Raw genomic sequence first — 25614 nt, 5'->3', positions numbered from 1 at the left:
TTTTATTAATCTTTGTAGATGCTGAAGTGCTCCCGGGCCGCCAGCAGCTGCGCTTTAGTCAGCATAAAGACGCCGTCGCCGCCGTTATCGAACTCAAGCCAGGTAAAGGGCACCTCAGGGTACTGCTCTATCAGATGTACCATGCTGTTGCCGACTTCACAAATCAGCACGCCGTCGTCGGTGAGGTAGTCTGGCGCACAAGCAAGAATGCGGCGCGTCAGCTTCAGACCGTCGCTGCCGGAGGCCAGGCCCAGCTCAGGCTCGTGGCGATACTCGTTAGGCAGATCCGACATATCCTCTTCATCCACGTAGGGCGGATTGGTGACGATCAGATCGTACTGCACCTTAACCAGGTCGCGGAACAGATCGGAGCGGATAGGCGTCACGTTATGGATCAGACCGTGCTCTTCGATATTGTGCTCGGCCACGGCCAGCGCCTCGGTAGAGATGTCTACGGCGTCGACTTCCGCCTCAGGGAACTCGTAGGCGCAGGCGATAGCGATGCAGCCGCTGCCGGTGCACATATCCAGAATATGCTGCGGCTGGTGGTTGATAATGCCAGCAAAGCGGCTGGTGATGAGTTCGCCAATTGGTGAACGGGGCACCAGCACGCGCTCATCGACGTAGAACTCGTGACCACAGAACCAGGCTTTGTTGGTCAGATAGGCGACCGGGATACGCTCGTTGACGCGGCGGATCACGCGCTCAACGATACGGTGGCGCTCGCTGGAGGTCAGGCGCGCGCTGCGCATATCTTCTGGAATATCCAGCGGCAGGTAGAGGGTTGGCAGCACCAGCTGCACCGCTTCGTCCCACGGGTTGTCGGTACCGTGCCCGTACCAGATGTTTGCCGCGCTGAATCGGCTGACCGACCAACGTAACATGTCCTGAATGGTGTGCAGCTCACTCACTGCTTCATCGACAAATATTTTATCCACGCTATCCTCCGGGACATGCCTTGCTATAAATTCGGCGGCTAGTTTGCCATGAAGACGCCGATAAATCAGCATTCTCGCGCACAGCCAGCCGGAAAAAAACATTTTGCCTGAACACAGAGCGCGGCGAGTCGGGTAAACTGAAAAAAATCAGAAATGAGATGAATAAATGAAGAAGAAAACATCACTTAGCGAGGCGGATCAGACCCTGTTCCGCCAGTTGATGACCGGTACGCGCCAGATCAAGCAGGACACCATTGTGCACCGTCCCCTGCGCAAGAAGATCAGCGACGTGCCGGTCAAGCGACTGCTTCAGGAGCAGGCCGACGCCAGCCACTACTTTTCTGATGAATTCCAGCCGCTGCTCAACACCGACGGGCCGGTAAAGTACGTTCGTTCGGACGTGAGCCACTTTGAAGTAAAGAAGATGCGGCGGGGAGACTATTCGCCGGAGCTCTTTCTTGACCTGCACGGCCTTACTCAGCAGCAGGCCAAGCAGGAGCTGGGCGCGCTGATCGCCGCCTGCCGTCGGGAACACGTCTTCTGCGCCTGTGTGATGCATGGTCATGGGAAGCACATCCTGAAACAGCAGACGCCGCTGTGGCTGGCGCAGCATCCACACGTGATGGCCTTCCACCAGGCGCCGAAAGAGTACGGCGGCGATGCGGCACTGCTGGTGCTGATCGAGGTCGAGGAGTGGCAGCCGCCAGAACTCCCATGATGAGCGGCCCAGATACCGCGACCAGATGCCAGAAATGACAAGAGCCGCATAAGCGGCTCTTTAGCGATGGCCAGGCAGTGTTAAATCGCCTTAGCCATTTTCAGGTTGCAGGGGCTAACCTGCCAGTTTAAGGTCCCCTTCCCTTCGCCATCCAGCGTCACGCTGGCAATAGCAGAGGTCAGGAACATCGGCGGCGTCTCTTCCGGGCAGAGCTCGGAAACCAGGTAGCCGACCAGCGGCAGGTGAGAGATCACCAGCACAGAGGCGACGCCTTTACTGGCGAGCGCATGAAGATAGTCGCCAACCAGAGCCACGTCGCCGCCAGGTGTTAACTCAGGCAGCACATCAACGCTGTCCGGCAGGTTCATACACTCCCCTACCTTCTCCAGCGTCTGTTCAGCGCGCAGGAACGGACTGACCAGCACACGCTCAACGTTTACTTTTTGTCCCTTTAACCAGGTCGCCATTTGACGGGACTCATCACAGCCACACAGCGTTAAAGGACGTACCGAGTCACTGGCTGCTTCGAGAGCAGCGTCGCCGTGACGCATGATAAAAACTTGCATATTGCACCGCTTTTGTTAACCAGAAGCACTGATATCGCCCGAGCAGAACTGCGTAAACGCATCGGGAAACAGCAGTGGCCGGGCATTGTGCCTTATCCATTCGTCGAATGAAACGCTGTGTTTTACCTCAACGGCGTAACTCTCGTCAATCTCTGTTTATAAATTGAACAGCATTGACATATTCAACGCCAGATTTACCCTTACCAGACCTTAACTTACCCGCTCGGCCTCCTTGTTCGGCCAGAACGTAGTGCCGTGCTGCGCCATGTGTAACAAAATCTCACAGGGCATAAAACGATCGCCGTACTGGGCGGCTAAACGCTGAAGGGTCGCCACCACGTTATCTGCCCCCAGGCGATCCATGTAGCGGAACGGCCCGCCCAGAAACGGCGGAAAACCGATGCCAAACACGGCGCCAATATCACCATCGCGCACGCTTCTGATAACCTTCTCATCGATACAGCGTGCCGCTTCATTAAGCATCATCATTACGCAGCGTTCAGCCACCTGAGCTTCGGTTAAACGCCCGCTGCCTGCGGCACCCACCAGCGGGTAGATTGTAGGATCCACCTGTTTCTTGCTTGTACGCCCTTTCGCGTCATAAAGATAGAAACCCCGGCCATTTTTTCTGCCTTTGCGATCGTCATTCAAAATTGCACTGACGACATTTGCGGGCGGTGAAAAACGTTCTCCATATGCCGCTTCAAGCACAGGTATAATTTTAGTGCCGGTATCGATTCCTACCTCATCCAAAAGTTGGATCGGGCCAACCGGGAAACCAAACTTTACCAGCGCGTTATCAATGTGCTCTACACGCTCACCCTCGGTCAGCATCTGCATCGCTTCGTTAATATAGGGGGCAAGAATACGGTTAACGTAGAACCCGGCCTTGTCCGCTACCACCACAGGCGTTTTACCCTGCTTTTTCGCCAGCTTCACCGTGGTGGCGATGGTTTGCTCATCCGTGCCAGCGTGGGGAATAATCTCAACCAGCGGCATCTTCTCCACCGGACTAAAGAAGTGCAGGCCAATAACCTTCTCCGGACGTGCCGCGCGAGCAGCGATATCGCCAATCGGCAGGGAGGAGGTATTGGAGGCGAAAATAGTGTGCGGCGCGCAGTGGGCTTCAACATCGGCGACCATCTGCTGCTTCAGACTTAACTCTTCAAATACCGCCTCAACGATCACGTCCCGCTGAGAGAAGCCGCGATAGTCCGTCGCGCCTGAAATCATCGCCATCTGGCTGTCCCGCTCGCTGGATCTGATATGGCGGCGGCGCACTTTTTTATCAAGCTGCTGCCAGCTATATTTCAGCGCATGGTTGATGCCCGTCGGGTTAATATCCTTGATGCGCACCGGTAGCCCGGCCTTGCTGGCGGTGACAAACGCGATGCCGCCTCCCATCAGGCCGCCGCCCAGCACGCCCACTGACCGCAGCGGGCCAGGTTCAACGCTGCTACCCGGATCCTTTTTGATCTCAGTGGTGGCAAAGAAGATCTGCCGCAGCGCCTGGGACTGGGGCGTCATGGCCAGCTCGCCAAAGGCACGTGCCTCGGCCGTATAGCCGCTACCTTTGCCCTGCGCCAGCCCGATATGAATAACGTCCAGAATGCGCGAGGCCGCCGGATAGTTGCCGTGGGTCTTCTGCTGGGTCTTTTTACCCACGAAGTGGAACAGCAGCGCGCGCCCAAGGGGGCCTGCGAGAATGCGCTCTTTTACCGGCAGCCGACGGCTCACGGGTCGCCCCTTTAGCGCCAGCGCCGCCGCTGCGTCCAGTAAAATAGCGTGAGGAACGACGTCATCCACCAGCCCGACCTTCCGTGCCTGGCGGGCCCGCAGCTGCTTGCCGGTGAGGATCATCTCCAGCGCCGTGCTGACGCCCACCAGACGTGGCAGACGCTGGGTTCCCCCTGAACCAGGAAGCAGCCCCAGCTGCACCTCCGGCAACCCCAGCACCGTTTTCGCGTCGTCACTACAAACGCGCCCGTGGCAGGCCAGCGCCAGCTCAAGGCCGCCGCCGAGGCAAGGCCCATGGATAGCGGCAATCACCGGAATGGTGAGCGCGTGAATATCAGACATAATTTTCCGCCCCTCATACGCCAGCGCTTCAGCCTGCTGGGCAGTGGTGCAGCCGTCAATCATGTTGATATCGGCCCCGGCAATAAAGTTATCCGGCTTGGCAGAGATAAACACCACGCCGCGCAGATCTTTATTATCACGGATCGCTTTTATGATGGCGCGGACCTGGCTGCCAAATTCCGCCTTAAGGGTATTCATCTTTTCGCCGGGCACGTCGATCGTGACGACAGCGATATTGTCCGGCCGCACGCTAAGGGTAAATGCGGAGGGGGTTGCCATTTCAATCTCCATGTCCATTATTCGGCCTCCAGAACCATTGCCGCACCCAGCCCACCGGCGGCGCAGGCGGTCACCAGCCCAAAACCGCCTCCGCGACGACGCAGCTCGTGCAGCGTCTGGGTAATCATCCGCGCGCCGGTAGCGGCAAAGGGGTGCCCGTAGGCAATAGAGCCGCCCAGTACGTTAAACCGACTCTCGTCGACGTCACCAGTGGCACGATCGCGCCCCAATACTTCGCGGGCGAAGCGGTCGCTGGCCATAAGCTTCAGGTTAGCCAGCGTCTGGGCGGCAAAGGCTTCATGCATATCAAACAGGGTAAGATCGCCAAGCGTGAGCCCGGCACGCTCCAGAGCCAGCGGCGTAGACCACGCCGGGCCGAGCAGCATGTCCTGCTTCACGTCAATGGCGGTAAAGGCATAGCTGCGCAGGTAGCCGAGCGGGGTTAGCCCCAGCTCACGGGCGCGGGATTCGGTCATCAGGATCACCGCCGCTGCGCCGTCGGTGAGTGGCGTACTGTTAGCAGCGGTTACCGTGCCGTGCTGACGGTCAAAGGCCGGACGCAGCCTGGCGTAGTCGGCGAGCGACGCGTTGGCCCGCACCGTATTATCCTGAATAAAAGGCTCGCGATACGGGGGTGCATAGGCGGTCATCACCTCCTCCGCCAGCCTGCCATCGGCCCACGCCTGAGCCGCACGCTGATGGGAACGGTGCGCGAACACGTCTTGCTCCTCGCGGCTGATGCCATAGGTTTTCGCCATCTGCTCGGCGGTATCCCCCATGCGCAGCCCGGTCGAGTACTCGGCAACCGCAGGCGGCACCGGAAGCAGATCGCGCAGACGCAGGCGAGAGAGAAGCTTGAGCTTTTGCCCGCCGGAGCGAGCCTTACTGAGATCGACCAGGGTGCGCGCCAGCGTTTTGCTGACGCCAATCGGCAGGACGGATGAAGAGTCGGCTCCCCCGGCGATACCGGCGCGGATGGTCCCCGCCAGCAGGCTTTCGGCAACGTTTGCTACCGCCTGAAAGCTCGTAGCACAGGCGCGGCTCACGCTGTAGGCATCGGTATGCACGTTCATCCCGGTTCCGAGCACGATTTCGCGGGCGATGTTAGGCGCCTCGGGCATCTGAACAACCTGACCAAAAACCACCTGCTCAATGATTTCTGGCGCAATTTCGCTGCGCGCCAGCATCTCACCCACGGCCATCTTGCCCAGTTCGATGGCGGTGACGCCATGAAAGGCGGTGGCCTGGCGGGCAAACGGGGTGCGTAACCCGCTAACAATGGCTATACGATCGCCCTGACGGGTGACAAGCGGTAATGCCTGACTCATAACTCTCCCCTGTTGACATACTGCGCAAAGTGGTCTGACCTGCTAATAGTCTTAACCATTTTTTTACATTTAGCCAAGCGGAGAGGCGAAAAAATGCGAGCTAAAACACAGAGAAAAGCGGAGATAACGCTCCCGGTAGCGGGAGCGTTAGAGGAAGATTAACGCAGGCCCAGCTGGAAGATCAGGGTTTCCGCTTCACAGGCAAAAACGAAGTCGATATCGAGCTTAACGCCACCGTCAACCTCGGTGAAGGTTGGGGTAATTTCACACGGCTCAGACTCGACGCCGCGCGCTTTTTCCGTCAGCGCTGCCAGCGTCTCTTCGGCCTGGGCGCGGTCGGTGAACACACGGCTGTAAGAGGCCGTGCAGTCGCTGTTGTCCATGATGGTACCAACGTCCATACAGCAGCAAACGGGGGTTTCATCAGCACTGCATTTACTCATATTGAAAGTCCTCTCTCATTCGCACGTAGCGTGCCCGATAAATAGTGAGGGTATTTTACGCGCTGACGGTGACGGTCTCCAGTTGTTAGCGCTCCAAAAGTGGGTAAGTGACCGATATCACACTTAAAAATGATCTGGCGCAATAATCACCTTTCTCTCTCATTGATAACCGTCGCGTTTTTGCCAGCCAGATCGCGTTTCCGTGATCACATTTGAAAATACTTATAAACATACTTGCAACATTCGGGCTGGTCAGACCTATACTCTCGCGACTGGTCTGATTTGTATGTCGTAGCTCAGACCCTACACTCCGCGCTCCTGTTACGGCATGTAACATTTATTGTATAAAAATAAATTATGAGGTTATGGTCATGAGCCAGAAAACCCTGTTTACCAAGTCTGCACTCGCAGTTGCAGTGGCAATTGTCTCAACACAAGCCTGGTCAGCAGGCTTCCAACTTAATGAGTTCTCTTCCTCTGGCCTTGGCCGTGCCTACTCAGGTGAAGGCGCTATCGCTGATGACGCAGGTAACGTTAGCCGTAACCCCGCCCTGATTACGATGTTTGACCGCCCTACTTTCTCTGGCGGCGCTATTTTTGTTGATCCGGACGTGGACGTCTCCGGCGTCTCTCCGTCTGGCCGTAGCCTGGATTCAGATAACATCGCGCCGACAGCGTGGGTGCCTAACCTGCACTTTGTTGCGCCGATTAATGACCAGTTTGGCTGGGGCGCGTCCCTGACCTCTAACTACGGTCTGGCTACCGACTTTAACGACACCTACGCCGCAGGGTCGATGGGTGGTAAAACCGAGCTGGAAACCATCAACCTGAACCTCAGCGGTGCGTATCGTCTGGATAACCACTGGAGCTTCGGCGTTGGTTTTGACGCGGTATATGCGAAAGCGAAGCTGGAGCGCTACGCCGGTGACCTCGGTCAGCTCACCGCAGGCCAGCTCAGCCGCACCCCAGGCTTTACGTCCGCCACGCCGCAGGGCGCAGCGCTGCGCTCGATTGCTGGCTATGCCAATAGCCTGACCAGCGATACGCAGATTGCTTACCTGAAGGGTGACGAGTGGGGCTTCGGCTGGAACGCCGGTATTCTTTACGAGCTGGATAAAGACAACCGCTACGGCCTGACCTACCGCTCTGAGATCAAAATTGACTTTGACGGTGACTACCGCAGCAGCCTGAACCCGGCCTTTAACAGCTTCCTGGGGCCGCGCGGCTTGCCTTCCGGCACCGGTGGCAACACCATCGACGGTGCGCTCAACCTGAACCTGCCAGAGATGTGGGAAATTTCAGGCTATAACCGCGTGGCGCCGAAATGGGCCGTACACTACAGCCTCGCCTACACCAGCTGGAGCCAGTTCCAGGAGCTGAAAGCGAAGAACAGCGACGGCGGCACCCTGTTCTATAAAGATGAGGGCTTCCGCGACTCCTACCGCCTGGCGCTGGGTACTACCTACTATATGGATGATAACTGGACCTTCCGCAGCGGTATTGCCTACGATGACAGCCCAATCCCGGCTGACAAACGCTCTATCTCTATTCCGGACCAGGATCGCCTCTGGCTGAGCGCGGGTACCACCTACGCCTTCAATCAGGATGCCTCCGTGGACGTCGGCGTCTCCTATATGCACGGTCAGAAGGTAAAGTTCACCGAAGGCCCGTATAACTTCGAGTCTGAAGGCAAGGCCTGGCTCTACGGCGCAAACTTTAACTACGCGTTTTAAAACCAGGCGTTCTAAATCCGCGATGCGCATAAAAAAAAGGTGAACTTCGGTTCACCTTTTTTATTGCCTTACGCCGTATTATTCGGCGTCGATATCCTGCAGATCGCCCTGAATCGCCTGCGCGTTCGGGTTCTCCTCGGGCTTCAGCTGACCACTGTTGGCGATAAAGTCATGCTGCTGGAAGTAAGCCTCGCGCACCAGAATATAAGGGTCCGAAGACTGGCGCAGCAGGCCGTCGGAGTCCAGCAGCTGGGCGCGGGTCTCAACGCCCTCTACTGCCCATTTGCCTACCGACAGCGGCCATGTCAGCCAGGAGAGCACTGGATAGAGCGTATCCGCCGCATCGCCGCCGTCTTCACGCAGCGTAAAGCTGCCGTAGAAAGGCAGCTGCACATAGGGGCCGTAGCCGACGCCATAGTGACCCAGCGTGCTGCCGAAACGGCGCGGCACGGTGCGCTGCAGATCTTTGTTCGCCATACCTGCCACGTCGATAAAACCACCCATGCCCAAAATGGTGTTCAGGAAGAAGCGGGTGAAGTGCTTCATCCCCTGGTAGGGATCGCCCTGCAGGAAGGAGTTCACCATGATGGCGGGCTCTTCAAGGTTGCTGGTGAAATTGCTCAGGCCGTTTCGCGCGGGCTGCGGCACGTAATCACGCCAGGCGACCGCCACCGGACGCAGAACATAGGGATCCACCACGTTAAAGTTGAAGTTGTACATGGTACGGTTGAACCCTTCCAGCGGATCCGAACGTCCCTGAGGCTCACCGGAATCAGAGCTGGCACAGCCCACCAGTAGCGTCATGCCCAGCGCGAGCGCCGTCAGGCGAAATTTCATAGATGTCTCCCTGTAAAATTTGGCGATGACTGAATGCCACCTGTGACGGCACAACTGCACCGCGCCCCGGCGAACGCCGTAGAATACGCAAGCGATTGTATCAGCACGTTTTAAGATGTCCATGCGTGCGGAATAGCGCGTCGGTCTGATTTCAGCATAGCCTGACTTTGACTTTCTTCTCTGTTTCGCTATCCATTTTAAACTCGCCAGCAGATAACGCCGTTGCGATAGGTGCGCTTCGCAGCAAAATTAGCGGATACCGCTACGCTTATAGCATTAAAGTGAGTAAGAGAAAGGTGACCCATCGTGGACGAATTAAAAGAAGATAAAATCAGCAAAGACTCCGAGGCGCTCTCGGAAGAAGAGATTGAGGTAGAGAGCGAGGAGAACAAGCGCGGCGAGGAGATAGAGGTAGATGAAGAGGAGCTCCCCTCACGCGCGATGGCGATCCATGAGCATATTCGCCAGGACGGCGAGAAAGAGATGGAGCGCGATGCCATGGCCCTGCTGTGGTCGGCTATCGCCGCCGGGCTGTCGATGGGCGCATCGCTGCTGGTGAAGGGGATCTTTCATGTCAAGCTGGACGGCATTCCCGGCAGCTATGTGCTGGAGAGCTTCGGCTACACCTTCGGCTTTATCATCGTCATTATGGCTCGCCAGCAGTTGTTTACGGAGAATACCGTAACCGCCGTGCTGCCGGTGATGCAGAACCCGACCTGGAAAAATGGCGGCCTGCTGCTGCGCCTGTGGAGCCTGGTGCTGCTGGGCAACCTGATCGGCACGGCGATTGCCGCCTGGGCGTTTGAGTACATGCCGATCTTTGATGAAGCCACGCGGGATGCCTTTGTTGAAATCGGTATGGAGGTGATGAAAAACACCCCGGCCGAGATGTTTGCTAATGCCATTATCTCTGGCTGGCTGGTTGCCACCATGGTGTGGATGTTCCCGGCCGCCGGTTCGGCGAAGATCGTGGTAATTATTCTGATGACATGGGTTATTGCGCTGGCGGACACCACCCATATTGTGGTGGGTGCGGTGGAGATCTTCTACCTCGTCTTTAACGGCACCATTCCCTGGACCGACTTCCTCTGGCCTTTCGCCATTCCGACCCTGGCAGGCAACATCTGCGGCGGCACCTTTATCTTCGCCCTGCTCAGCCATGCGCAGATCCGCAATGATATGAGCAACAAGCGCAAGGCTGATATGAAAGCCGAGGCGGAAGAAGCCAAAAAGAAGATGAATAAGGCGTAAATGGTGACACTTTAAGCAGTCGGGCGGCAGTGAGCTTAACGCAACGACCAAATAGCGTTATACTCGTGCCGCCTCGTCCCCTTAGTTAAATGGATATAACGAGCCCCTCCTAAGGGCTAGTTGCAGGTTCGATTCCTGCAGGGGACACCACTTCGGCACAACCAGGCATAACCGAAAGCCCGATCCCAAGCGCATTACTCTCGATCGTTCATCACCCAGCGTTACTCTACATGGAATGGCTACGCTTCATCTTTGCTGACACATAAAAGTTGTGAAATTTTTGATGTTTGTTGTATAGCGCCAGAACCATCGTTAATTATTTCTTATATGTAAATACTCTCCTTCACGACTCCCAACTGCAATACACCTTGCCTCTACCATACTGACATAATAGTACGAGGGATTTGGCATATGCTTCATCATCCAAGGGAGTTCGTCAGAGTACTCAATATCAGAGGTCGCAACCATCCACACAGGCTCGCCCTCTATGGTCATAACGCTGGCTTTATGATAATTATCATCCCAACCGCGCCCGTTTTGTTCAGCATAATCCCTGGCTATCTGTAACGCTCTCTCTTGTGTAATCACCGTTGAACCCCATACCAGACACTATACATAATGCCACCCACTATTACTGGCCCCAAGAGAATCCCCGAGGCTTCATGTCGCAGAAGAGAAAAACTTATCTCATAGGTATTGCCTAAAGGAAATTTAAATCCCTTAACAATGTACCCCGGACTCATTCCCCTTGCACGCAGCAGACCTATAGTTTCGGCAAGGGTCTCTTCGAGATAGCGTAATATGTATGACTTTGAATAAGCGGATTGTCGCATGAAAACGCGTAACTCACGTAGCAGATAGAATTTAGGAGCAATAATCATATGTACTTGCTCATGATAGAGTGTAGTGAGCATTTTAAGATAAGCTTCATCTTTAGATATCGTACCCGGATAGAAGTTACGGCCAACCACCGCATCTCCCCAAGGTTTCGTCGCTCCCTGTATAACATCCTTGTATTTGGTAATTTTGATTGTGGGCGTATAACGCCACCCACCGTTTCGGGGAAGCTTCATACGTGAAGCAACCTCACCACTGTATCGGGGTATGGCAACCCCTTTATAAGGTCTTTTGAAGATATCTCCAGGTTTCTTTCTAAAAAGGAGAATAAGGATAGAGTTAATACCGATTAGGGTAATAGCTGCTGCCAGATCCTTGGCAGCAGTATCAAGGTCTACTTCTGCTCTGGCACTATTAGTTTTGACAGCAAAATCATAGAGCTTGGTTCCTGCTTCAAAAGCAACCCCTCCTATTGCACTCCATCCCACGACCAACAATATGACATCTGCAACCTCGCCAATACCAAAAAAATGTGTACCTGCCCATATCACGACCACACTAGCCATAGTAGCCAGTGCTTGTGGAGCGATCATAGCCAGAAGCTGTTCTCCTACTTCAGACGGTAACAGAACGCGGCCTTAGTAAGAACTACTTGCAACTTTGACTGCAAATCCATTTGGATAATATTCATTGATTTTCCTCACAAGAAGCTATATGTCGATTATAAAAACATTAAATCCTCTTCTCTATTATTTTATTATTAAAATTCTTTTCAGTTTGGAGATCAAAAAGACATAACAAGATGCTGATAGCACTAGTTAAATAATAATACCAAATGCATTTAGTGAAATGAATAATACATATGAATAATACAGGAACAGATAATTACTCATGGGATACAAGCATCATTGCTAGTTATATTAAGGCGTTAGTGTTCTCTTTCTGAATAATCAGTTTATTATGTGGAGCATTAGCCTACCGATAACAAGTGGTGTGAAATGACAGCTTCAGCTAAATATGTAATTTTTGATGAACATAAGATGTGGGTCGAACTAAGCGATGCCCGCACACTGGGCGTACCCCTGGCATGGTTCCCGAAACTCATGCATGCCAGCCCCGATGAGCGCAATGACTACGAGTTAAGTCGCCGTGGCATTCACTGGGATAGCCTTGATGAGGATATCTTAATTGAAGGGTTACTGGCTGGCCGTGGCGATGTGACGTTCAAACCGCATAGCGCTGCATAGAATTCCATCGCGCGGTAACGCTTATCTTCCCGTTATTGCTGTTCTATTTCCTCCCCCTGTTGTCAGCAACACGCAAGAAAACCCATAAAAAAGCCCCCGGCGCATAGCGGCGGGGGCTGACATAAGAGCTTAACGCTACAGCGCCATGTCGTGCTGGGCAGGCGCGGCTTCAGCCGGTTTTGCCTGCGGCATGGACTGCGCCGCGTCCTTCATCTGAATGACCGGCGGTTTGGTCAGGTTCAGCGTAGAGGCGGTTTCATCCCAAACCTGCTGGGTGAGCGCTACGTTGCCGTTCAGCTTCTGACCATAGGTCGGTACGATGGCGTGCAGCTTTTCCTGCCACTGCGCAGAAGCAAACTGTGCCGGGAAGAGCTGCTTGATCACATTGATAGAGATAGGCGCGGCGGTAGATGCGCCAGGCGATGCGCCGAGCAGCGCCGCCAGGGTTTTCTGCCGATCGGTAACGATTTCGGTACCGAGCTTCAGCACGCCGCCTTTATCTGCATCTTTCTTGATGATCTGCACGCGCTGGCCTGCCTGGATCAGTTTCCAGTCCTCTTTACGCGCCGACGGATAGTACTCTTTCAGCGCCTCGAAGCGGTCATCATCGCTCAGCATCACCTGACCAATCAGGTATTTCACCAGATCGAAGTTATCCAGACCGACATCAGTCATCGGCATCACGTTCTTGGTGGTCGTGGTGCTCAGCAGATCAAAGAACGATCCCTGCTTGAGGAATTTAGTGGAGAAGGTGGCGAACGGCCCAAACAACACCACGCGTTTGCCATCAAGGAAACGGGCATCCAGGTGCGGGACCGACATTGGCGGCGCGCCCACGGAAGCCTGCCCGTAGACTTTCTCGTTGTGCTGACGGGTGATTTCCGGGTTCTCGGTTACAAGGAAGGACCCCCCTACCGGGAAGCCTGCGTAGTTATCCGCTTCCGGAATACCGGTTTTTTGCAGCAGCTTCAGCGCGCCGCCGCCAGCGCCGATAAAGACATACTTCGCGTCAACCGCACGATCTTTACCGCTCTTCACGTCGGTAATAGTCACGTGCCAGGAGTTGTCACCGTTACGTTTAAAATCAGTTACTTCTGCACCGGTCTCCAGCGTGAAGTTGCTGGTCTTTTTCAGGCTGCCAACCAGCTGACGGGTTATCTCGCCATAGTTAACGTCGGTCCCGACCGGGGTCCAGGTGGCAGCAACGCGCTGCTGCGGATCGCGGCCTTCAATGATGAGCGGCGCCCATTTTTTGATCTGCTGCTGGTCGGTAGAGAACTGCATGCCCTGGAACAGGGTCGTCTGCTGCAGTGCAGCGTAACGCTTGGTCAGATAGTCAACGTTGTCGCCCCAGACAAAGCTCATGTGTGGGGTAGAGTTGATGAAGGAGTGCGGGTCGTTCAGCACGCCGCGCTTCACCTGAGATGACCAGAACTGGCGCGAAATCATAAACTGCTCGTTGATCTCCAGCGCTTTGGTCACGTCAATCGAACCGTCTGCACGCTCAGGCGTGTAGTTCAGCTCCATGTTGGCGGAGTGGCCCGTACCAGCGTTGTTCCAGCCGTTAGAGGATTCCAGCGCAACGCCGTCCAGTTTCTCAACCATGACCTGTTTCCAGTCAGGCTGAAGTTCCTGTAGCAGCGTACCCAGAGAGGCGCTCATGATACCGCCACCAATCAACAGAACGTCTGTTTTCTCAGCAGTGTCTTCAGCATGGACGTTAGCGGCAACAAGCATCGCGATAAGCGAAAAAGCGGGAACTACTTTTCTGAAATGTGACATCTGTTATTGCAATCAACTTAATTTGAACAAATAGAAGATTATTTTAACAAATTAACTAACAATTTAAAGCATTATTAAAAGAAGCTGCCCTTACAGCAGCCTTTCTCCTTCTCCTGATCTGCATCGCCGTGGCCCTTACTGGCATAGAGATCTTCCCTGCAATCTGGCTCCGCCTCTACTGTTAGGGTTATAATCCCGGTACGACTTTACTTAATTTAGCGACAAACATGACAAAGTTAACCCTACAAGAGCAGATGCTGAAAGCTGGCTTAGTGTCCGGCAAAAAAATGGCGAAAGTGCAGCGCACTGCCAAGAAGTCGCGGGTTCAGGCGCGTGAGGCCAGAGAGGCGGTAGAAGAGAATAAAAAGGCCCAGATTGAGCGCGACAAGCAGCTCAGCGAGCAGCAGAAGCAAGCCGCCATGGCCAAAGAGTTTAAGGCGCAGATTAAACAGCTGATTGAGATGAACCGGATCACCATTTCCCGCGGCGATATCGGCTATAACTTCACCGACGGCAGTCTGATCAAAAAAATCTACGTGGATAAAACTACCCAGGCGCAGCTTATCAGCGGTCGTCTCGCCATTGCACGTCTGGCTGCGGACAATAGCGCTGAGAGCGAATACGCGATCATACCTGCGAGCGTCGCTGACAAGATTGCCCAGCGCGATGCGAGCTACATTGTATTGCGGAGCGAACTTAGCGAGCAGGCTAAGGATGAAGACGATCCGTATGCCGATTTCGTCGTGCCTGACGATTTGATGTGGTAAGCAAAAGTAGGCCGGATAAGCGCAGCGCCATCCGGCTTTTTTGCAGGAGTTACTTAACCGGACGCATTGCCGGGAACAGGATCACGTCGCGGATGGTGTGGCTGTTGGTGAACAGCATCACCATACGGTCGATACCAATGCCCAGACCTGCGGTCGGCGGCAGGCCGTGCTCCAGCGCGGTCACGTAGTCTTCGTCAAAGAACATCGCTTCGTCGTCACCGGCGGCTTTCGCATCCACCTGGTCCTGGAAACGCTGGGCCTGGTCCTCCGCGTCGTTCAGCTCGCTGAAGCCGTTACCGATCTCACGTCCGCCGATAAAGAACTCAAAGCGGTCGGTGATCTCCGGGTTCTCGTCATTACGACGCGCCAGCGGAGAGACTTCGGCCGGGTACTCGGTGATAAAGGTCGGCTGGATCAGATGCGCTTCGGCCACTTCATCAAAGATTTCAGTGACGATACGGCCCAGTCCCCAGCTCTTCTCAACGTGAATACCAATCGACTCGGCCAGCGCTTTCGCCGCGTCGAAGTTGTCCAGATCCGCCATATTGGTCTCCGGACGATACTTCTTGATCGCCTCGCGCATGGTCAGCTTCTCGAATGGCTTACCAAAGTCGAAGGTTTCATCGCCGTAAGGCACCTCGGTGGTACCCAGAATGTCCTGCGCCAGAGTACGGAACAGGGATTCGGTCAGCTCGATCAGATCTTTATAGTCCGCGTAGGCCATATAGAGTTCCATCATGGTGAACTCAGGGTTATGACGAACAGAGATGCCTTCATTACGGAAGTTACGGTTGATCTCAAACACGCGATCAAAACCACCGACCACCAGACGCTTGAGGTACAGCTCCGGGGCGATACGCAGGTACATGTCCAGATCCAGCGCGTTATGATGGGTGATGAACGGACGCGCGGAGGCACCGCCCGGGATCGCCTGCATCATCGGGGTTTCCACTTCCATAAAGTCGCGGTTAACCATGAACTGGCGAATACCGGCCATGATCTGGGAGCGAATTTTAAAGGTCTTGCGGGACTCATCGTTGGAGATGAGATCCAGGTAGCGCTGACGGTAACGCGCCTCCTGATCCTGCAGGCCGTGGAACTTGTCCGGCAGCGGGCGCAGGGCCTTGGTCAGCAGACGCAGCTCGGTGCAGTGGATGGAGAGCTCGCCGGTCTTGGTTTTGAACAGCTTACCTTTCGCGCCGAGGATATCGCCCAGGTCCCACTTCTTGAACTGCTCGTTGTAGATGCCTTCCGGCAGGTCGTCACGGGAGACGTAGAGCTGAATACGGCCGCCAACGTCCTGCAGGGTGATGAAGGATGCCTTGCCCATGATACGGCGGGTCATCATACGACCGGCCACGCTCACGTCGACGTTCAGCGCTTCCAGCTCGTCGTTCTCTTTCGTGTCGAACCCGGCGTGCAGCGCATCGGAGGTGTGGTCGCGGCGGAAGTCGTTCGGGAACGCAACGCCCTGCTCACGCAGCTGCGCCAGCTTCTCGCGGCGGGTTTTTAGTTCACTGTTAAGATCGATTGCCTCATCGGCTTCTTGTACCAGTTGTTCGGACATGCTGTCTCCTTATAGAGTTAATCACGACTGGGATGCTGTACGCAGGGGGCCGGAGACATGAAAATCAACCTTGCACCGGCAAGCAGCGCGACAATCAGCGCTACGCAGCCGAAGGTCCACAGTCCCATCTGCGAAAAAAAGTGTTGGTAAGCCGCAAGCGCGGCGGTGCCGGTCTGCGGCTCAGCGGTCTGCTGTGCCACCACCCCCGCTAACCAGTTAGCAACAGCACCGGTTGCCAGCATATAGATGCCGGTCAGAACCCCGGCCACGCCAGGCATGTTGAAACGTGTAATTTGCGCCATTGCTACCGGGTCGATAAACAGCTCGGCAAAACCCATCATTGCCAGACCGGTAATCATCAGACCCATAGAGGCCTGCCCATCCTGCTGTCCACCGTGGGCGTTAATTGCCAGCAGCATAAAACCCCCGGCCATCAGCCCGAGGCCAAACGCAAACTTCAGCCACATACGCAGTGCAGAATGGACGCTGCCTCCGGGGCCTGCCAGCCATGCCAGCACTACACCCGCAGCCATCACGGCAACGGCATTAACCGACTGGAACAGCGCGGTTGGGATCTCTGCGTGCAAAATGTGGCGATTAACAAAGCGATCGATGAACAGGCTAATAGAGCTGCCGCCCTGCTGCGCCAGGACCCAGAACAGCGTGCCGGTTAGCATCAGCAGGATAATCTGCCACAGCGCACGACGGTGCTCTGGAAACTTCACCATAATGCGCGCCACAATACGGGCAGCGATGACGCAGACGATCGCGAGCAGGTAGCCAGCCCAGTTATTTTTCAGCAGCAGAGAGAAGAAGAACGGAGCCACGCACAGGAGCAGCACCATCCATGCCCAGGCGGGAAGCATAAGCGTCGTCGCGCTGAGAGCGGGTTTGTTAACCCGACGAGCATGACGAAAATGGCGGTGGCCGCTTAAAAAGATTGCCAGGCCGATGAACATGCCGATTCCCGCAAGCGCGAAACCTGCATGCCAGCCGTACCAGTGTGCCACCAGCCCACAGGCTATCGGCGAGGCTATCGAGCCGACGTTGCCAGCCGCATAAAGCAACGCAAACCCACCGTCCCGGCGCGTATCCTCTGACGTATACATTTCGCCAAGCAGGCAGCTAACGTTGGATTTAAACAGGCCGTAGCCGCAGATAATAATGGCCAGCGCGAGATAGAGACTCCTTGTGGAATCTGAACCCAGGCCCAGTACGATGTGGCCGAGGGTCATCAGCAGTGCGCCAGCAACGACCGCCGCGCGGTTGCCAAGCAGGCGGTCGGCAAGCCAGCCGCCGAGAATGGGGGTTATGTAAACTAAAGAGGCGTAGGCGCTGAACAGGCTGATAGCATGCCTGTCATCGAAGCCAAGCTGATGGGTAAGATAGAGGATGAGTAAGGCACGCATGCCGTAAAAGCTGAAGTATTCCCAGATTTGGATCGCGACGATGTAGTAAATCGCACGCGGCTGTGAGGGTGTTTTCATAGGGTCTCCATTAGCGCTGGTTTATGCCCGGCGGCGCTACGCTTACCCGGCCTACGATCCCGCAGGCCAGGTAGACGTTTTATTGTTTATTTATCGTTTTTCAGCACCTTAACGGTGTAGCGACCATCCTTCTGGCGATAGGCACCGTGAATATCGGTTTCAAAGCCCGGATAGTGCGCGCCGATTTCACACAGCATTTGCAGGAACTCCAGCACCGGACGGCTCTCTTCGGTGATCATCTCGCCAGGCATCACCAGCGGCACACCCGGCGGGTACGGGAGGATCATGTTGGCATTAACACGCCCCACCATCTCTTCGAGGTAAATCTCCTCGGTCTGACCGTGCAGCTCTTTCTGGAACGCGGCAAACGGGGTCATTACCATTGACGGCAGCACTTCAAATGCGCGGAACATCAGATCCGGCAGGTCATGCTTCTCAACCAGCTTGTGGATATTCTCCGCCAGCTCCTGAATACGCATGTTTTCATAGAACTCCGGATCCTCACGGTACAGCGACGGCAGCAGGTTTTTGACCCGCAGGTTCAGGTCGAAGCCGCGTTTGAAATCGGTCAGGGCGCGCAGCAGGCTCAGCGCTTTGGTTTTATCGATACCGATGCTGAACAGGAACAGCAGGTTGTAAGGCCCGGTTTTCTCTACCACGATGCCGCGCTCGTCCAGGTACTTCGCCACGATGCTGGCCGGGATCCCAAACTCATCCATCGCGCCGTCTTTGGTCATCCCCGGCGTCAGAATAGTGACCTTGATGGGATCAAGGTACATATGCTCGTTATCGATGTTTTTGAAACCGTGCCAGCTGCTGTCAGAGCGCAGCGGCCAGCATTCGGGTTCATCAATATGCTCCGGCTGCCAGACATCGAAGAACCATCCTTCAGACTCCCCTTTCAGGCGCTTGATCTCTTTACGGAACTTGATGGCACGCTGGATAGAGCCGTCGATCAGGCGCTTACCGGCATTGCCTTTCATCATCGCAGCCGCGGTTTCGGTAGAAGCCACGATGCCGTAGTGCGGCGAGGTGGTGGTGTGCATCATAAAGGCTTCGTTAAAGGTCTCTTCATTAACGTCACCCTTTACGTGGATCATTGATGCCTGGGAGAAGGCCGCCAGCAGCTTGTGCGTTGACTGGGTTTCATAGATCACTTTCCCTTCCACCCGACCGCCGCTCATACCACACTTGCCAGCATAGATAGGCGAGAAGTTGGTATAAGGTACCCAGGCAGAGTCAAAGTGAATTGACTTCACGTCCAGGGTTTTCTTGATGTAATCCGTGTTGTAGAGCAGACCATCGTAGGTAGAGTTGGTGATTACCGCATGTACCGGCCAGGTTGCATTGCGGGTCTCTTTGACGCGCTTAGCGATAGTGGCATGCTGGAACTCACTCTGCGGGATCCCACCGAGAATACCGTAGGCGTTACGGGTCGGACGGAAATAGATCGGCGTAATGTCGCTCATCATCATCAGATGCGTCAGCGATTTGTGGCAGTTACGGTCAATCAGTACGGTACTGCCCGCTGGCGCAGAGTACATGCCGACGATTTTATTGGCGGTCGAGGTACCGTTAGTCACCATATAGCTGCGCTCGGCGTTAAATACGCGTGCGATATACTCTTCCGCTTCTTTATGCGGACCGCTGTGGTCCAGCAGGGAGCCCAGCTCGGAGACCGAAATCGACACATCGGATTTCATGGTGTTCGGACCGAAGAAGTCATAAAAGAGGCTGCCGACCGGGCTTTTCTGGAAAGCCGTGCCCCCCATGTGACCTGGGGTACAGAAGGTGTATTTGCCTTCACGGACATATTTAAACAGCGCTTTGGTTAACGGCGGCAGGATGGCATCGATGTACTCATCGGTGTTCTGCTTGATTTTATGAGCAATGTCTTCAGCAGCGCCCAGCGCATACTCAAAGAAACGTACCTGCATGCGTAGATCGTTGAGGCTGACATCCAGGGTGGAATAGGTATTAGCAAACGCGTACAGCGGCATGTACTCGTTCATTTTGCTGATCTCTTCGCACAGCTCGAGATTGTATTTATCCCAGTCGAAGATAACGCCACACAGACGGGCATTGTTTTCAATTAGCTTCAGCAGATCGTCGCGATCGTTAGGGTAAACAACGCGAAAATCGAGGCGTTCAAGTGCACGATGGAGTTCACGGATGGGCTCTTCTTTGAAGTAAACGCCCATATGATTCATGATAGCAATAACGTTCATAATCTAATCTCCGGGTAGAGCAAGCCCCTCCCGCCGTAGGTGACAGGTGAAAGAAGGGCTACAGGAAAGGGTTAAGGTTTACAGCGCGCTAGCGGTCTCTCTTTCGGCAGCGTCGTTGTTAAGCTGGCGCTGATGCATTTTGCGACCGTAGAACATCAGGATGATCAGGCTAACGATGAAGGTACCGGCCAGTTCAAAGGAGCTGGCACCCATCAGAGCGATAAAGCAGAATCCACAGCCCAGCACGGAGCAGATCAGGCTCACAAAGTTACGGACGTTGATGCCTTCGAAGCGGATCAGATCCACACAGGAGTAGAAGTAAGGCAGCATGGTCAGCAGTACTGCGATACCGGTCAGCTCACCAAACAGGTCGGATGCTTTACCCCCCGCGGAGTTCATCATGGTGATCACCACCATCAGAACGGTCATTTTGACTGCGGCCAGTAGCAGGCCCTTTTTCGGAATGCCGTTGCTATCCATCTCGCCGTAGACTTTCGGGAAGTTACCATCGTTAGCGGCACGGACACCGGCCTGGCCGACCAGCATCATCCAGGAGCCCAGCGACGTCAGGCAGGCAAACGCGGTAAATGCGGAGACAATTGGCGCAGCCCAGCCACCAAGAATGGTGGAAGCACTGACGGCGAACGGCGCACCGGAGGAAGCCATCTGTGCTGCGGGATACATACCGGCGATAACCTGCGTGGCGGCAATATAGACAATCCCGGCCAGCGCTGTGCCCAGCATGGTCGCCAGCGGGACGGTACGTTTCGGATCCTTCACCATGCCGGTGCTGACCGCTGCGGACTCGACGCCCACAAAGGCCCACAGGCAGAGCAGGATACTTTTAATTACCGCGTGGCTGTCTGTGGTGGTGGAGGTGTTCCAGTTTGCCTGGTAGGTTGCCATATCAAACCAGTGCCAGCCTACAACCGCTGTCATCACCACGGGAATAAGGACCAGTACCAGACCGATAGTGGTCAGTCGGCTGACCCAGGTGCCGCCGAGCATATTGACGAAGGTAAAGAGCCACACAATGGCAATACAGGCGATGCCGGCAGGAACAGGGTTATTTAATACCGGGAAAAACGTAGAAAGATAAGAGACGGCGGTAATCCCGATAGCCAGGTTACCAATCCAGTTTGCATGATAGTAAAGGACGCCGGTCTGGAAACCAAAAGCTGGAGAAATCTCTCCTGCATAAGCGATAGGTCCGCCCTGCTGAGGGTTTTTGGTTGCCAGTCGCGCATAGACATAGGCCAGCGACATGGCACCAATAATAGAGATGACCCAACCCCAGATTGAAATAGCACCAATGCTGGCGAGGTTCGCAGGTAATAGGGCGATACCGCTCCCCATCATATTCCCGGCAACTACACCGGTACAGGCAAACAGCCCGATCTTTTTGGCAGTACTCATGTTTCGTTGTCTCCTGAGAGTTATTTGGAGGTACGGATCATGAGTTAAAACGCGTTATTGATCCGACCAACTGCCAACGAGGTTACGGATCTGCACTAACAAAGTCCTAAGGATAAAGTGAAATAAAAACAAACTGCAAAAAAGTGACACCCTGACCTTTCTGCGTTAAATATCAGGATAACATTTAAAGGTCAGGGAAAGATAAACATCATTAAATTACAGTGGGTTACAAAGATAAAATCGTACTAAGTAAGTTCTCATTCAAGATATAAGAAGACATTTAAATAACAAAACAAACCATTATTTAAACATTCATTTAACCTTATAATAAGTTATTTATTCTTGTGAGAGAAAATTATCGAGATAGGGAACCACACGATTTACCGATGTCTGGAATACGCTGTTTTCAATCCAGTAGAGCGTGTTCTCACCCGGGCGTAAATTAAAGGCGGTAATATAGGCATCTGCCGCCAGGCGGTTCTGCCCTTTCATTTCATAAACCTTGCCCAACAGCACATAGCTCATCCATGACATCTCAAGTTCGATAGAGGTATTAATATTTCTATAGGCTTCATCAACGTTGCCCTTACTGAGCATATTGACAGCGTTAACCTGATAGAGAATGGCCATCTCTTTCATGCCAGGCGCATCGCTGACCTGCGTAATTTCGTTATTCAGCACGGCGAGCTGCTTATCTTTCAGAGGCTGCTGGGAGTGACGTAAGATATCTACCAGCGCTTTTTCCGCTCGTGCATAGGTAAAATCCGGAGACGCTTTAAGCACCTCGTCAAGCAGTTCGCTGGCTTTATCAAGGGAGTCGACATCGCCATTCATGAGCAGTTGATGAGCCTGGTAAAAAGTGACTAGAGATGAGCTTTGCGCCGGCTGATAGTGACTCAGCATCGCCTGAAGACGATCCGGCCACGGCTGGGTCAGCGCGTCAGACAGGCTATTCATCAGATCTTTTTGGATCGACAGCTGGTTGTCATTGGTAACGAAATAACGTTTATCCAACATGGTCGAACCATCCGCGTTATCTACCAGTTTAATTGACATGAAACACTGCTGAGCGCGGTAGTGGCGCTGATTGACAAACTCAATGGTCAGCGTTTTACCGGAGCTGCTGGGTTCACTAATGTTGTAGTTAGTTTTATCGTGCACCATAAAGGTTGAGAAGGTGTTCAGGGAGGTGGTGATCAGGCTGCCCAGTCCCACGGCGTAGGCGTGCTGTGCGTTGCGGTTGGTACAGCCGCTACCACTGACAAGATGGATGTCTATATCTCGTGGGTTTAGCAACAGGCGGGTTTTGGTGACCGGTGGATGGGCATCGATGGTCGCCAGCGCAACCAGTGCCACACATGAACCCAGCGCCAACAGAAATAACCCCCACACAATAAAAGCATTAAGCCGACTGCGTAGCGTAGTGCTTGCAGGCGGCGGCTCAGCCGTTGCTTCAGGCAGTGTACCTGACGCAGGGGGTAGCGTATCCCCTGCTTCTTGATCTTCTTCACTAAGCCATGTTACCGGCACCGTGAGCTTATAGCCCCGTTTTGGTACCGTGACGATATATTCAGGCGCGTTAGTATCGCCATCTTTTAATGACTTACGCAGCTCGGAGATGCTCTGGGTAACGACATGCCCAGTCACTACGCTGCGTGTCCAGACGTTATCAATCAGTTCATCTCGCGTCAGAACCTGTCCAGGATGACGAGCAAAGAAGACCAGAAGATCGATTAATCGCGGCTCAAGGGTAAGCTGACGTCCTTGCTGGCTGATTTGGTTAATAGAGGGTGTAACCATCCATTTACCTACATACACAACGGGCTGTTGCATATAAAAGTGCCCCAAAGCGAAAAGAGAAATGAGGGGCAGGATTATATCACGATTAAATTGATTATTAATGATGGCAATGGCCAACAGAAATGAGTCATACAGCGCGACGCGTAATATTTTATATCAGATTCATCTCTATTAGACAGAATGCCATTCTCCCTTGCCGGACGATAAGTAGCCATTCGTACCACCTGACAGGGCGATACGAATGGCACTATAGCTACTCTTTTGCTGTCTGCGCCTGCTTCGGCAGGGAGACGGTATCGCTAAGCAGCACCCGATAGATCAGCCCGCCGATCAGGCCACCGACGAGCGGTGTTACCCAGAATAACCACAGTTGCTGCAGTGCCCACGTTCCCTGGAAGATTGCTACGGCAGTGCTGCGTGCAGGGTTAACAGAGGTGTTGGTAACAGGAATAGTGATAAGGTGGATAAGCGTCAGCGCCAGGCCAATCGCCAGCGGCGCAAACCCCGCTGACGCATACCTGTCCGTTGCGCCGAGAATAACCAGCAGGAAAAACGCCGTCAGTACAACTTCGGCTACGGCGCAGGCAGTTAAGGAGAAACCACCCGGCGAGTGGTCGCCAAAGCCATTGGAAGCAAAGCCGCCAAGGGTCGCATCAAAGCCGGTTTTACCGCTGGCGATAAAATAGAGCACCGCCGCCCCGGCGATACCGCCAATAACCTGCGCCACAATATAGGGGATAACGTTACGGGCAGGAATACGACCGGCAACCCACAGTCCCAGCGTAACCGCCGGATTAAAGTGGGCTCCGGAGATATGGCCAACCGCGTATGCCATCGTCAGTACGGTCAGGCCAAACGCCAGCGCCACGCCGACAAACCCAATTCCAAGCGCTGGAAACGCCGCCGCCAGCACGGCGCTGCCACAGCCGCCCAGCACCAGCCAGAACGTGCCGAAAAATTCAGCCGATAATATTCTAAACATAAAAACCACCTTGACAGAGTGTTAAGTAACTTCCTGCAAGCGCAGGCGTAAATAGTCATTCCTTTAATAACAAACGAGTAGCTTGCCAGGCCTGACTGTTGTCGGCCAATATTGAAGCAATTAGCCGCATCCTCAACAAATAAAAAGAAAGAAGGGTCCCGTACGGAAGTATAATTTCCGGGGAAGAGTATTCCCCTCATACAAAGCTATCAATCTGAAAAAATGTAATAAACCGTAATTCATTAACGCAGCACCCCCACAAGGCGCGCCAGGACTGGCTTTATCTGCTTTCAATAAAAAGATTCATCTCAAATAAAAGTAATTACCTATGTAATTCATTCACTCTATAAATACAAAAGAATTATCAATTGATATATTAGATAATTGATAGCGGATCACAGAAATTCGCATAACCCACTATTATTTTCACTCCGTTACCATTAGAAAACAAATTCGCGTGGCTATCTGCTTTTAAGTGCGTATTCTATTTTTAGCCAGACGAGAAGTATTATCGTGCTTCACGCCGGTGCACCGTTACAGCAGACAGTGACGACAGGAAGTGCGCGTCAGTCTGTTTTCATCTTTGCTTGTTGGATTAAAATATGAACAAAATTTTGCGTTCCGCTTTACTGGTGTCTGCTCTGGCGCTCTCTTCAGGTGCGGCTTTTGCAGCAAATGTCTCTACGGCACCGGCCCCGTCTCAGGATCCTATTGTGCAGCACCTGAAGCTGAGCCAGGATCAGGTAACAAAAATTCAGCAGTTGCACCAGCAGCTCAAAACCAATATTCAGCAAATTAAAATCACCGGCGCGAAAGATGGCGCGATCATCGATATGATCCGTTCCGGCAAATGGAGTGATAACACGGTAAAAACGCAGCTTACCGCGTTCGGCAATGCCGAACAGCAGGCGCGTTACTACAAGGTGAAGTACTACTTCGATCTTAACCAGGTTCTGACCCCGGCACAGCGCCAGCAGGTGCAGGACGATCTGGCTAAAGCGGCAATGGAATAACCTTTTGCCCGCCCTCCCGGCGGGCTTCTTTCTTCCTGCAAACAGGCTATAAAAAGCGATCTGCCGCACACTTTTTCGTCATATATTCCTTAGGAATCAAGCGTCAAAAAGTCGTCTGCCGTCAGGTTAATCTCGTCGCTGAATGGCAAATAATTGCAGTCAGGAATTAAAGTGTCGCTGTTCAACGACACCGCTAAGTCATTAAAAGTATTTAAAAAAAAGCCTCTTGCACCCTGTAAAAATTAAGCGTACATTAGCGCCGTCTGGCGTAAGGTACGCCCGAAATTTCGGGGTGATGCCGCCATCTTAAGCGAGA

At 53.8% G+C, this 25614-nt stretch carries 20 protein-coding genes and 1 tRNA gene; 7 read left to right on the top strand and 14 right to left on the bottom strand.

The window, feature by feature from the left end:
• Positions 1-5: 5 nt before the first annotated feature.
• Complete coding sequence (gene prmB, locus WFN61_RS10485; RefSeq protein WP_222888424.1) at positions 6-938, bottom strand: 50S ribosomal protein L3 N(5)-glutamine methyltransferase; 933 nt, start codon at positions 936-938, stop codon at positions 6-8.
• A gap of 166 nt (positions 939-1104) precedes the next feature.
• Between prmB and smrB the strand changes: the two genes are divergently transcribed.
• The gene (gene smrB / locus WFN61_RS10480) at positions 1105-1656 is read left to right on the top strand and encodes an endonuclease SmrB (protein WP_144816884.1); all 552 of its coding nucleotides are present in this window, start codon (positions 1105-1107) and stop codon (positions 1654-1656) included.
• An 80-nt stretch (positions 1657-1736) separates the two neighbouring features.
• Here smrB and sixA read toward each other — a convergent pair whose 3' ends face one another.
• From sixA to WFN61_RS10460, 4 genes are all read right to left on the bottom strand, one after another.
• Entirely contained in the window at positions 1737-2222 is a 486-nt protein-coding gene (sixA, locus tag WFN61_RS10475) for a phosphohistidine phosphatase SixA (protein ID WP_144816882.1), read from the bottom strand.
• A 210-nt stretch (positions 2223-2432) separates the two neighbouring features.
• Positions 2433-4580 carry a fatty acid oxidation complex subunit alpha FadJ gene (gene fadJ / locus WFN61_RS10470; RefSeq protein WP_436880892.1) on the bottom strand — a complete coding sequence of 716 codons (2148 nt, stop codon included), beginning with the start codon at positions 4578-4580 and terminating at the stop codon, positions 2433-2435.
• 17 nt (positions 4581-4597) lie between these two features.
• Entirely contained in the window at positions 4598-5908 is a 1311-nt protein-coding gene (gene fadI / locus WFN61_RS10465; RefSeq protein WP_257758182.1) for an acetyl-CoA C-acyltransferase FadI, read from the bottom strand.
• Between the two features lie 158 nt (positions 5909-6066).
• Entirely contained in the window at positions 6067-6351 is a 285-nt protein-coding gene (locus tag WFN61_RS10460) for a YfcZ/YiiS family protein (protein ID WP_042389495.1), read from the bottom strand.
• Positions 6352-6722: 371 nt separating this feature from the next.
• Between WFN61_RS10460 and fadL the strand changes: the two genes are divergently transcribed.
• The gene (gene fadL / locus WFN61_RS10455; RefSeq protein WP_144816875.1) at positions 6723-8084 is read left to right on the top strand and encodes a long-chain fatty acid transporter FadL; all 1362 of its coding nucleotides are present in this window, start codon (positions 6723-6725) and stop codon (positions 8082-8084) included.
• A gap of 78 nt (positions 8085-8162) precedes the next feature.
• Here the strand turns inward: fadL and mlaA are convergent, their stop codons facing one another.
• Positions 8163-8921 (bottom strand): phospholipid-binding lipoprotein MlaA, encoded by a 759-nt coding sequence (gene mlaA, locus WFN61_RS10450; RefSeq protein WP_337038663.1) that lies wholly within the window; start codon positions 8919-8921, stop codon positions 8163-8165.
• A 306-nt stretch (positions 8922-9227) separates the two neighbouring features.
• Between mlaA and WFN61_RS10445 the strand changes: the two genes are divergently transcribed.
• Both WFN61_RS10445 and WFN61_RS10440 read left to right on the top strand, forming a co-directional pair.
• On the top strand, positions 9228-10172 hold the full coding sequence (locus WFN61_RS10445; protein ID WP_144816873.1) for a formate/nitrite transporter family protein: 945 nt from the start codon (positions 9228-9230) through the stop codon (positions 10170-10172).
• A gap of 75 nt (positions 10173-10247) precedes the next feature.
• Positions 10248-10322 (top strand) — tRNA-Arg (locus tag WFN61_RS10440).
• 434 nt (positions 10323-10756) lie between these two features.
• On the opposite strand, the gene WFN61_RS10435 is transcribed toward WFN61_RS10440, so the two are convergent.
• Complete coding sequence (locus tag WFN61_RS10435) at positions 10757-11602, bottom strand: hypothetical protein (RefSeq protein WP_337038662.1); 846 nt, start codon at positions 11600-11602, stop codon at positions 10757-10759.
• Positions 11603-12007: 405 nt separating this feature from the next.
• On the opposite strand from WFN61_RS10435, the gene WFN61_RS10430 reads away from it, so the two are divergent.
• Positions 12008-12256: a DUF2442 domain-containing protein gene (locus WFN61_RS10430; RefSeq protein ID WP_337038661.1), complete on the top strand. Its 249-nt coding sequence runs from the start codon at positions 12008-12010 to the stop codon at positions 12254-12256.
• A gap of 135 nt (positions 12257-12391) precedes the next feature.
• Here the strand turns inward: WFN61_RS10430 and mqo are convergent, their stop codons facing one another.
• The gene (gene mqo, locus WFN61_RS10425) at positions 12392-14038 is read right to left on the bottom strand and encodes a malate dehydrogenase (quinone) (protein WP_257758185.1); all 1647 of its coding nucleotides are present in this window, start codon (positions 14036-14038) and stop codon (positions 12392-12394) included.
• 227 nt (positions 14039-14265) lie between these two features.
• On the opposite strand from mqo, the gene WFN61_RS10420 reads away from it, so the two are divergent.
• Positions 14266-14805: a DUF2058 domain-containing protein gene (locus WFN61_RS10420; RefSeq protein ID WP_337038660.1), complete on the top strand. Its 540-nt coding sequence runs from the start codon at positions 14266-14268 to the stop codon at positions 14803-14805.
• Between the two features lie 49 nt (positions 14806-14854).
• On the opposite strand, the gene lysS is transcribed toward WFN61_RS10420, so the two are convergent.
• The 6 genes from lysS to aqpZ form a co-directional block, all read right to left on the bottom strand.
• On the bottom strand, positions 14855-16372 hold the full coding sequence (gene lysS, locus WFN61_RS10415) for a lysine--tRNA ligase (protein ID WP_337038659.1): 1518 nt from the start codon (positions 16370-16372) through the stop codon (positions 14855-14857).
• Between the two features lie 17 nt (positions 16373-16389).
• A complete protein-coding gene (locus WFN61_RS10410) occupies positions 16390-17859 on the bottom strand; it encodes a POT-type proton-dependent oligopeptide transporter (RefSeq protein WP_337038658.1) in 1470 nt (489 codons plus the stop codon).
• A gap of 86 nt (positions 17860-17945) precedes the next feature.
• The gene (cadA, locus tag WFN61_RS10405) at positions 17946-20087 is read right to left on the bottom strand and encodes a lysine decarboxylase CadA (RefSeq protein WP_144818240.1); all 2142 of its coding nucleotides are present in this window, start codon (positions 20085-20087) and stop codon (positions 17946-17948) included.
• Positions 20088-20165: 78 nt separating this feature from the next.
• A complete protein-coding gene (gene cadB, locus WFN61_RS10400) occupies positions 20166-21503 on the bottom strand; it encodes a cadaverine/lysine antiporter (RefSeq protein WP_144818239.1) in 1338 nt (445 codons plus the stop codon).
• Between the two features lie 336 nt (positions 21504-21839).
• Positions 21840-23336 (bottom strand): lysine decarboxylation/transport transcriptional activator CadC, encoded by a 1497-nt coding sequence (cadC, locus tag WFN61_RS10395; protein WP_144818238.1) that lies wholly within the window; start codon positions 23334-23336, stop codon positions 21840-21842.
• 220 nt (positions 23337-23556) lie between these two features.
• Positions 23557-24285, bottom strand: a complete 729-nt coding sequence (aqpZ, locus tag WFN61_RS10390) for an aquaporin Z (RefSeq protein ID WP_144818237.1) — start codon at positions 24283-24285, stop codon at positions 23557-23559.
• Positions 24286-24887: 602 nt separating this feature from the next.
• On the opposite strand from aqpZ, the gene WFN61_RS10385 reads away from it, so the two are divergent.
• Positions 24888-25298: a Spy/CpxP family protein refolding chaperone gene (locus tag WFN61_RS10385; RefSeq protein ID WP_144818236.1), complete on the top strand. Its 411-nt coding sequence runs from the start codon at positions 24888-24890 to the stop codon at positions 25296-25298.
• Positions 25299-25614 lie beyond the last annotated feature (316 nt).

The organism is Pseudescherichia sp. AS216, assembly GCF_037152055.1.
Taxonomy (GTDB): Bacteria; Pseudomonadota; Gammaproteobacteria; order Enterobacterales; family Enterobacteriaceae; genus Pseudescherichia.
Note: the sequence above shows the minus strand (reverse complement) of the source record. Positions and strands in the feature narration are given on the sequence as shown.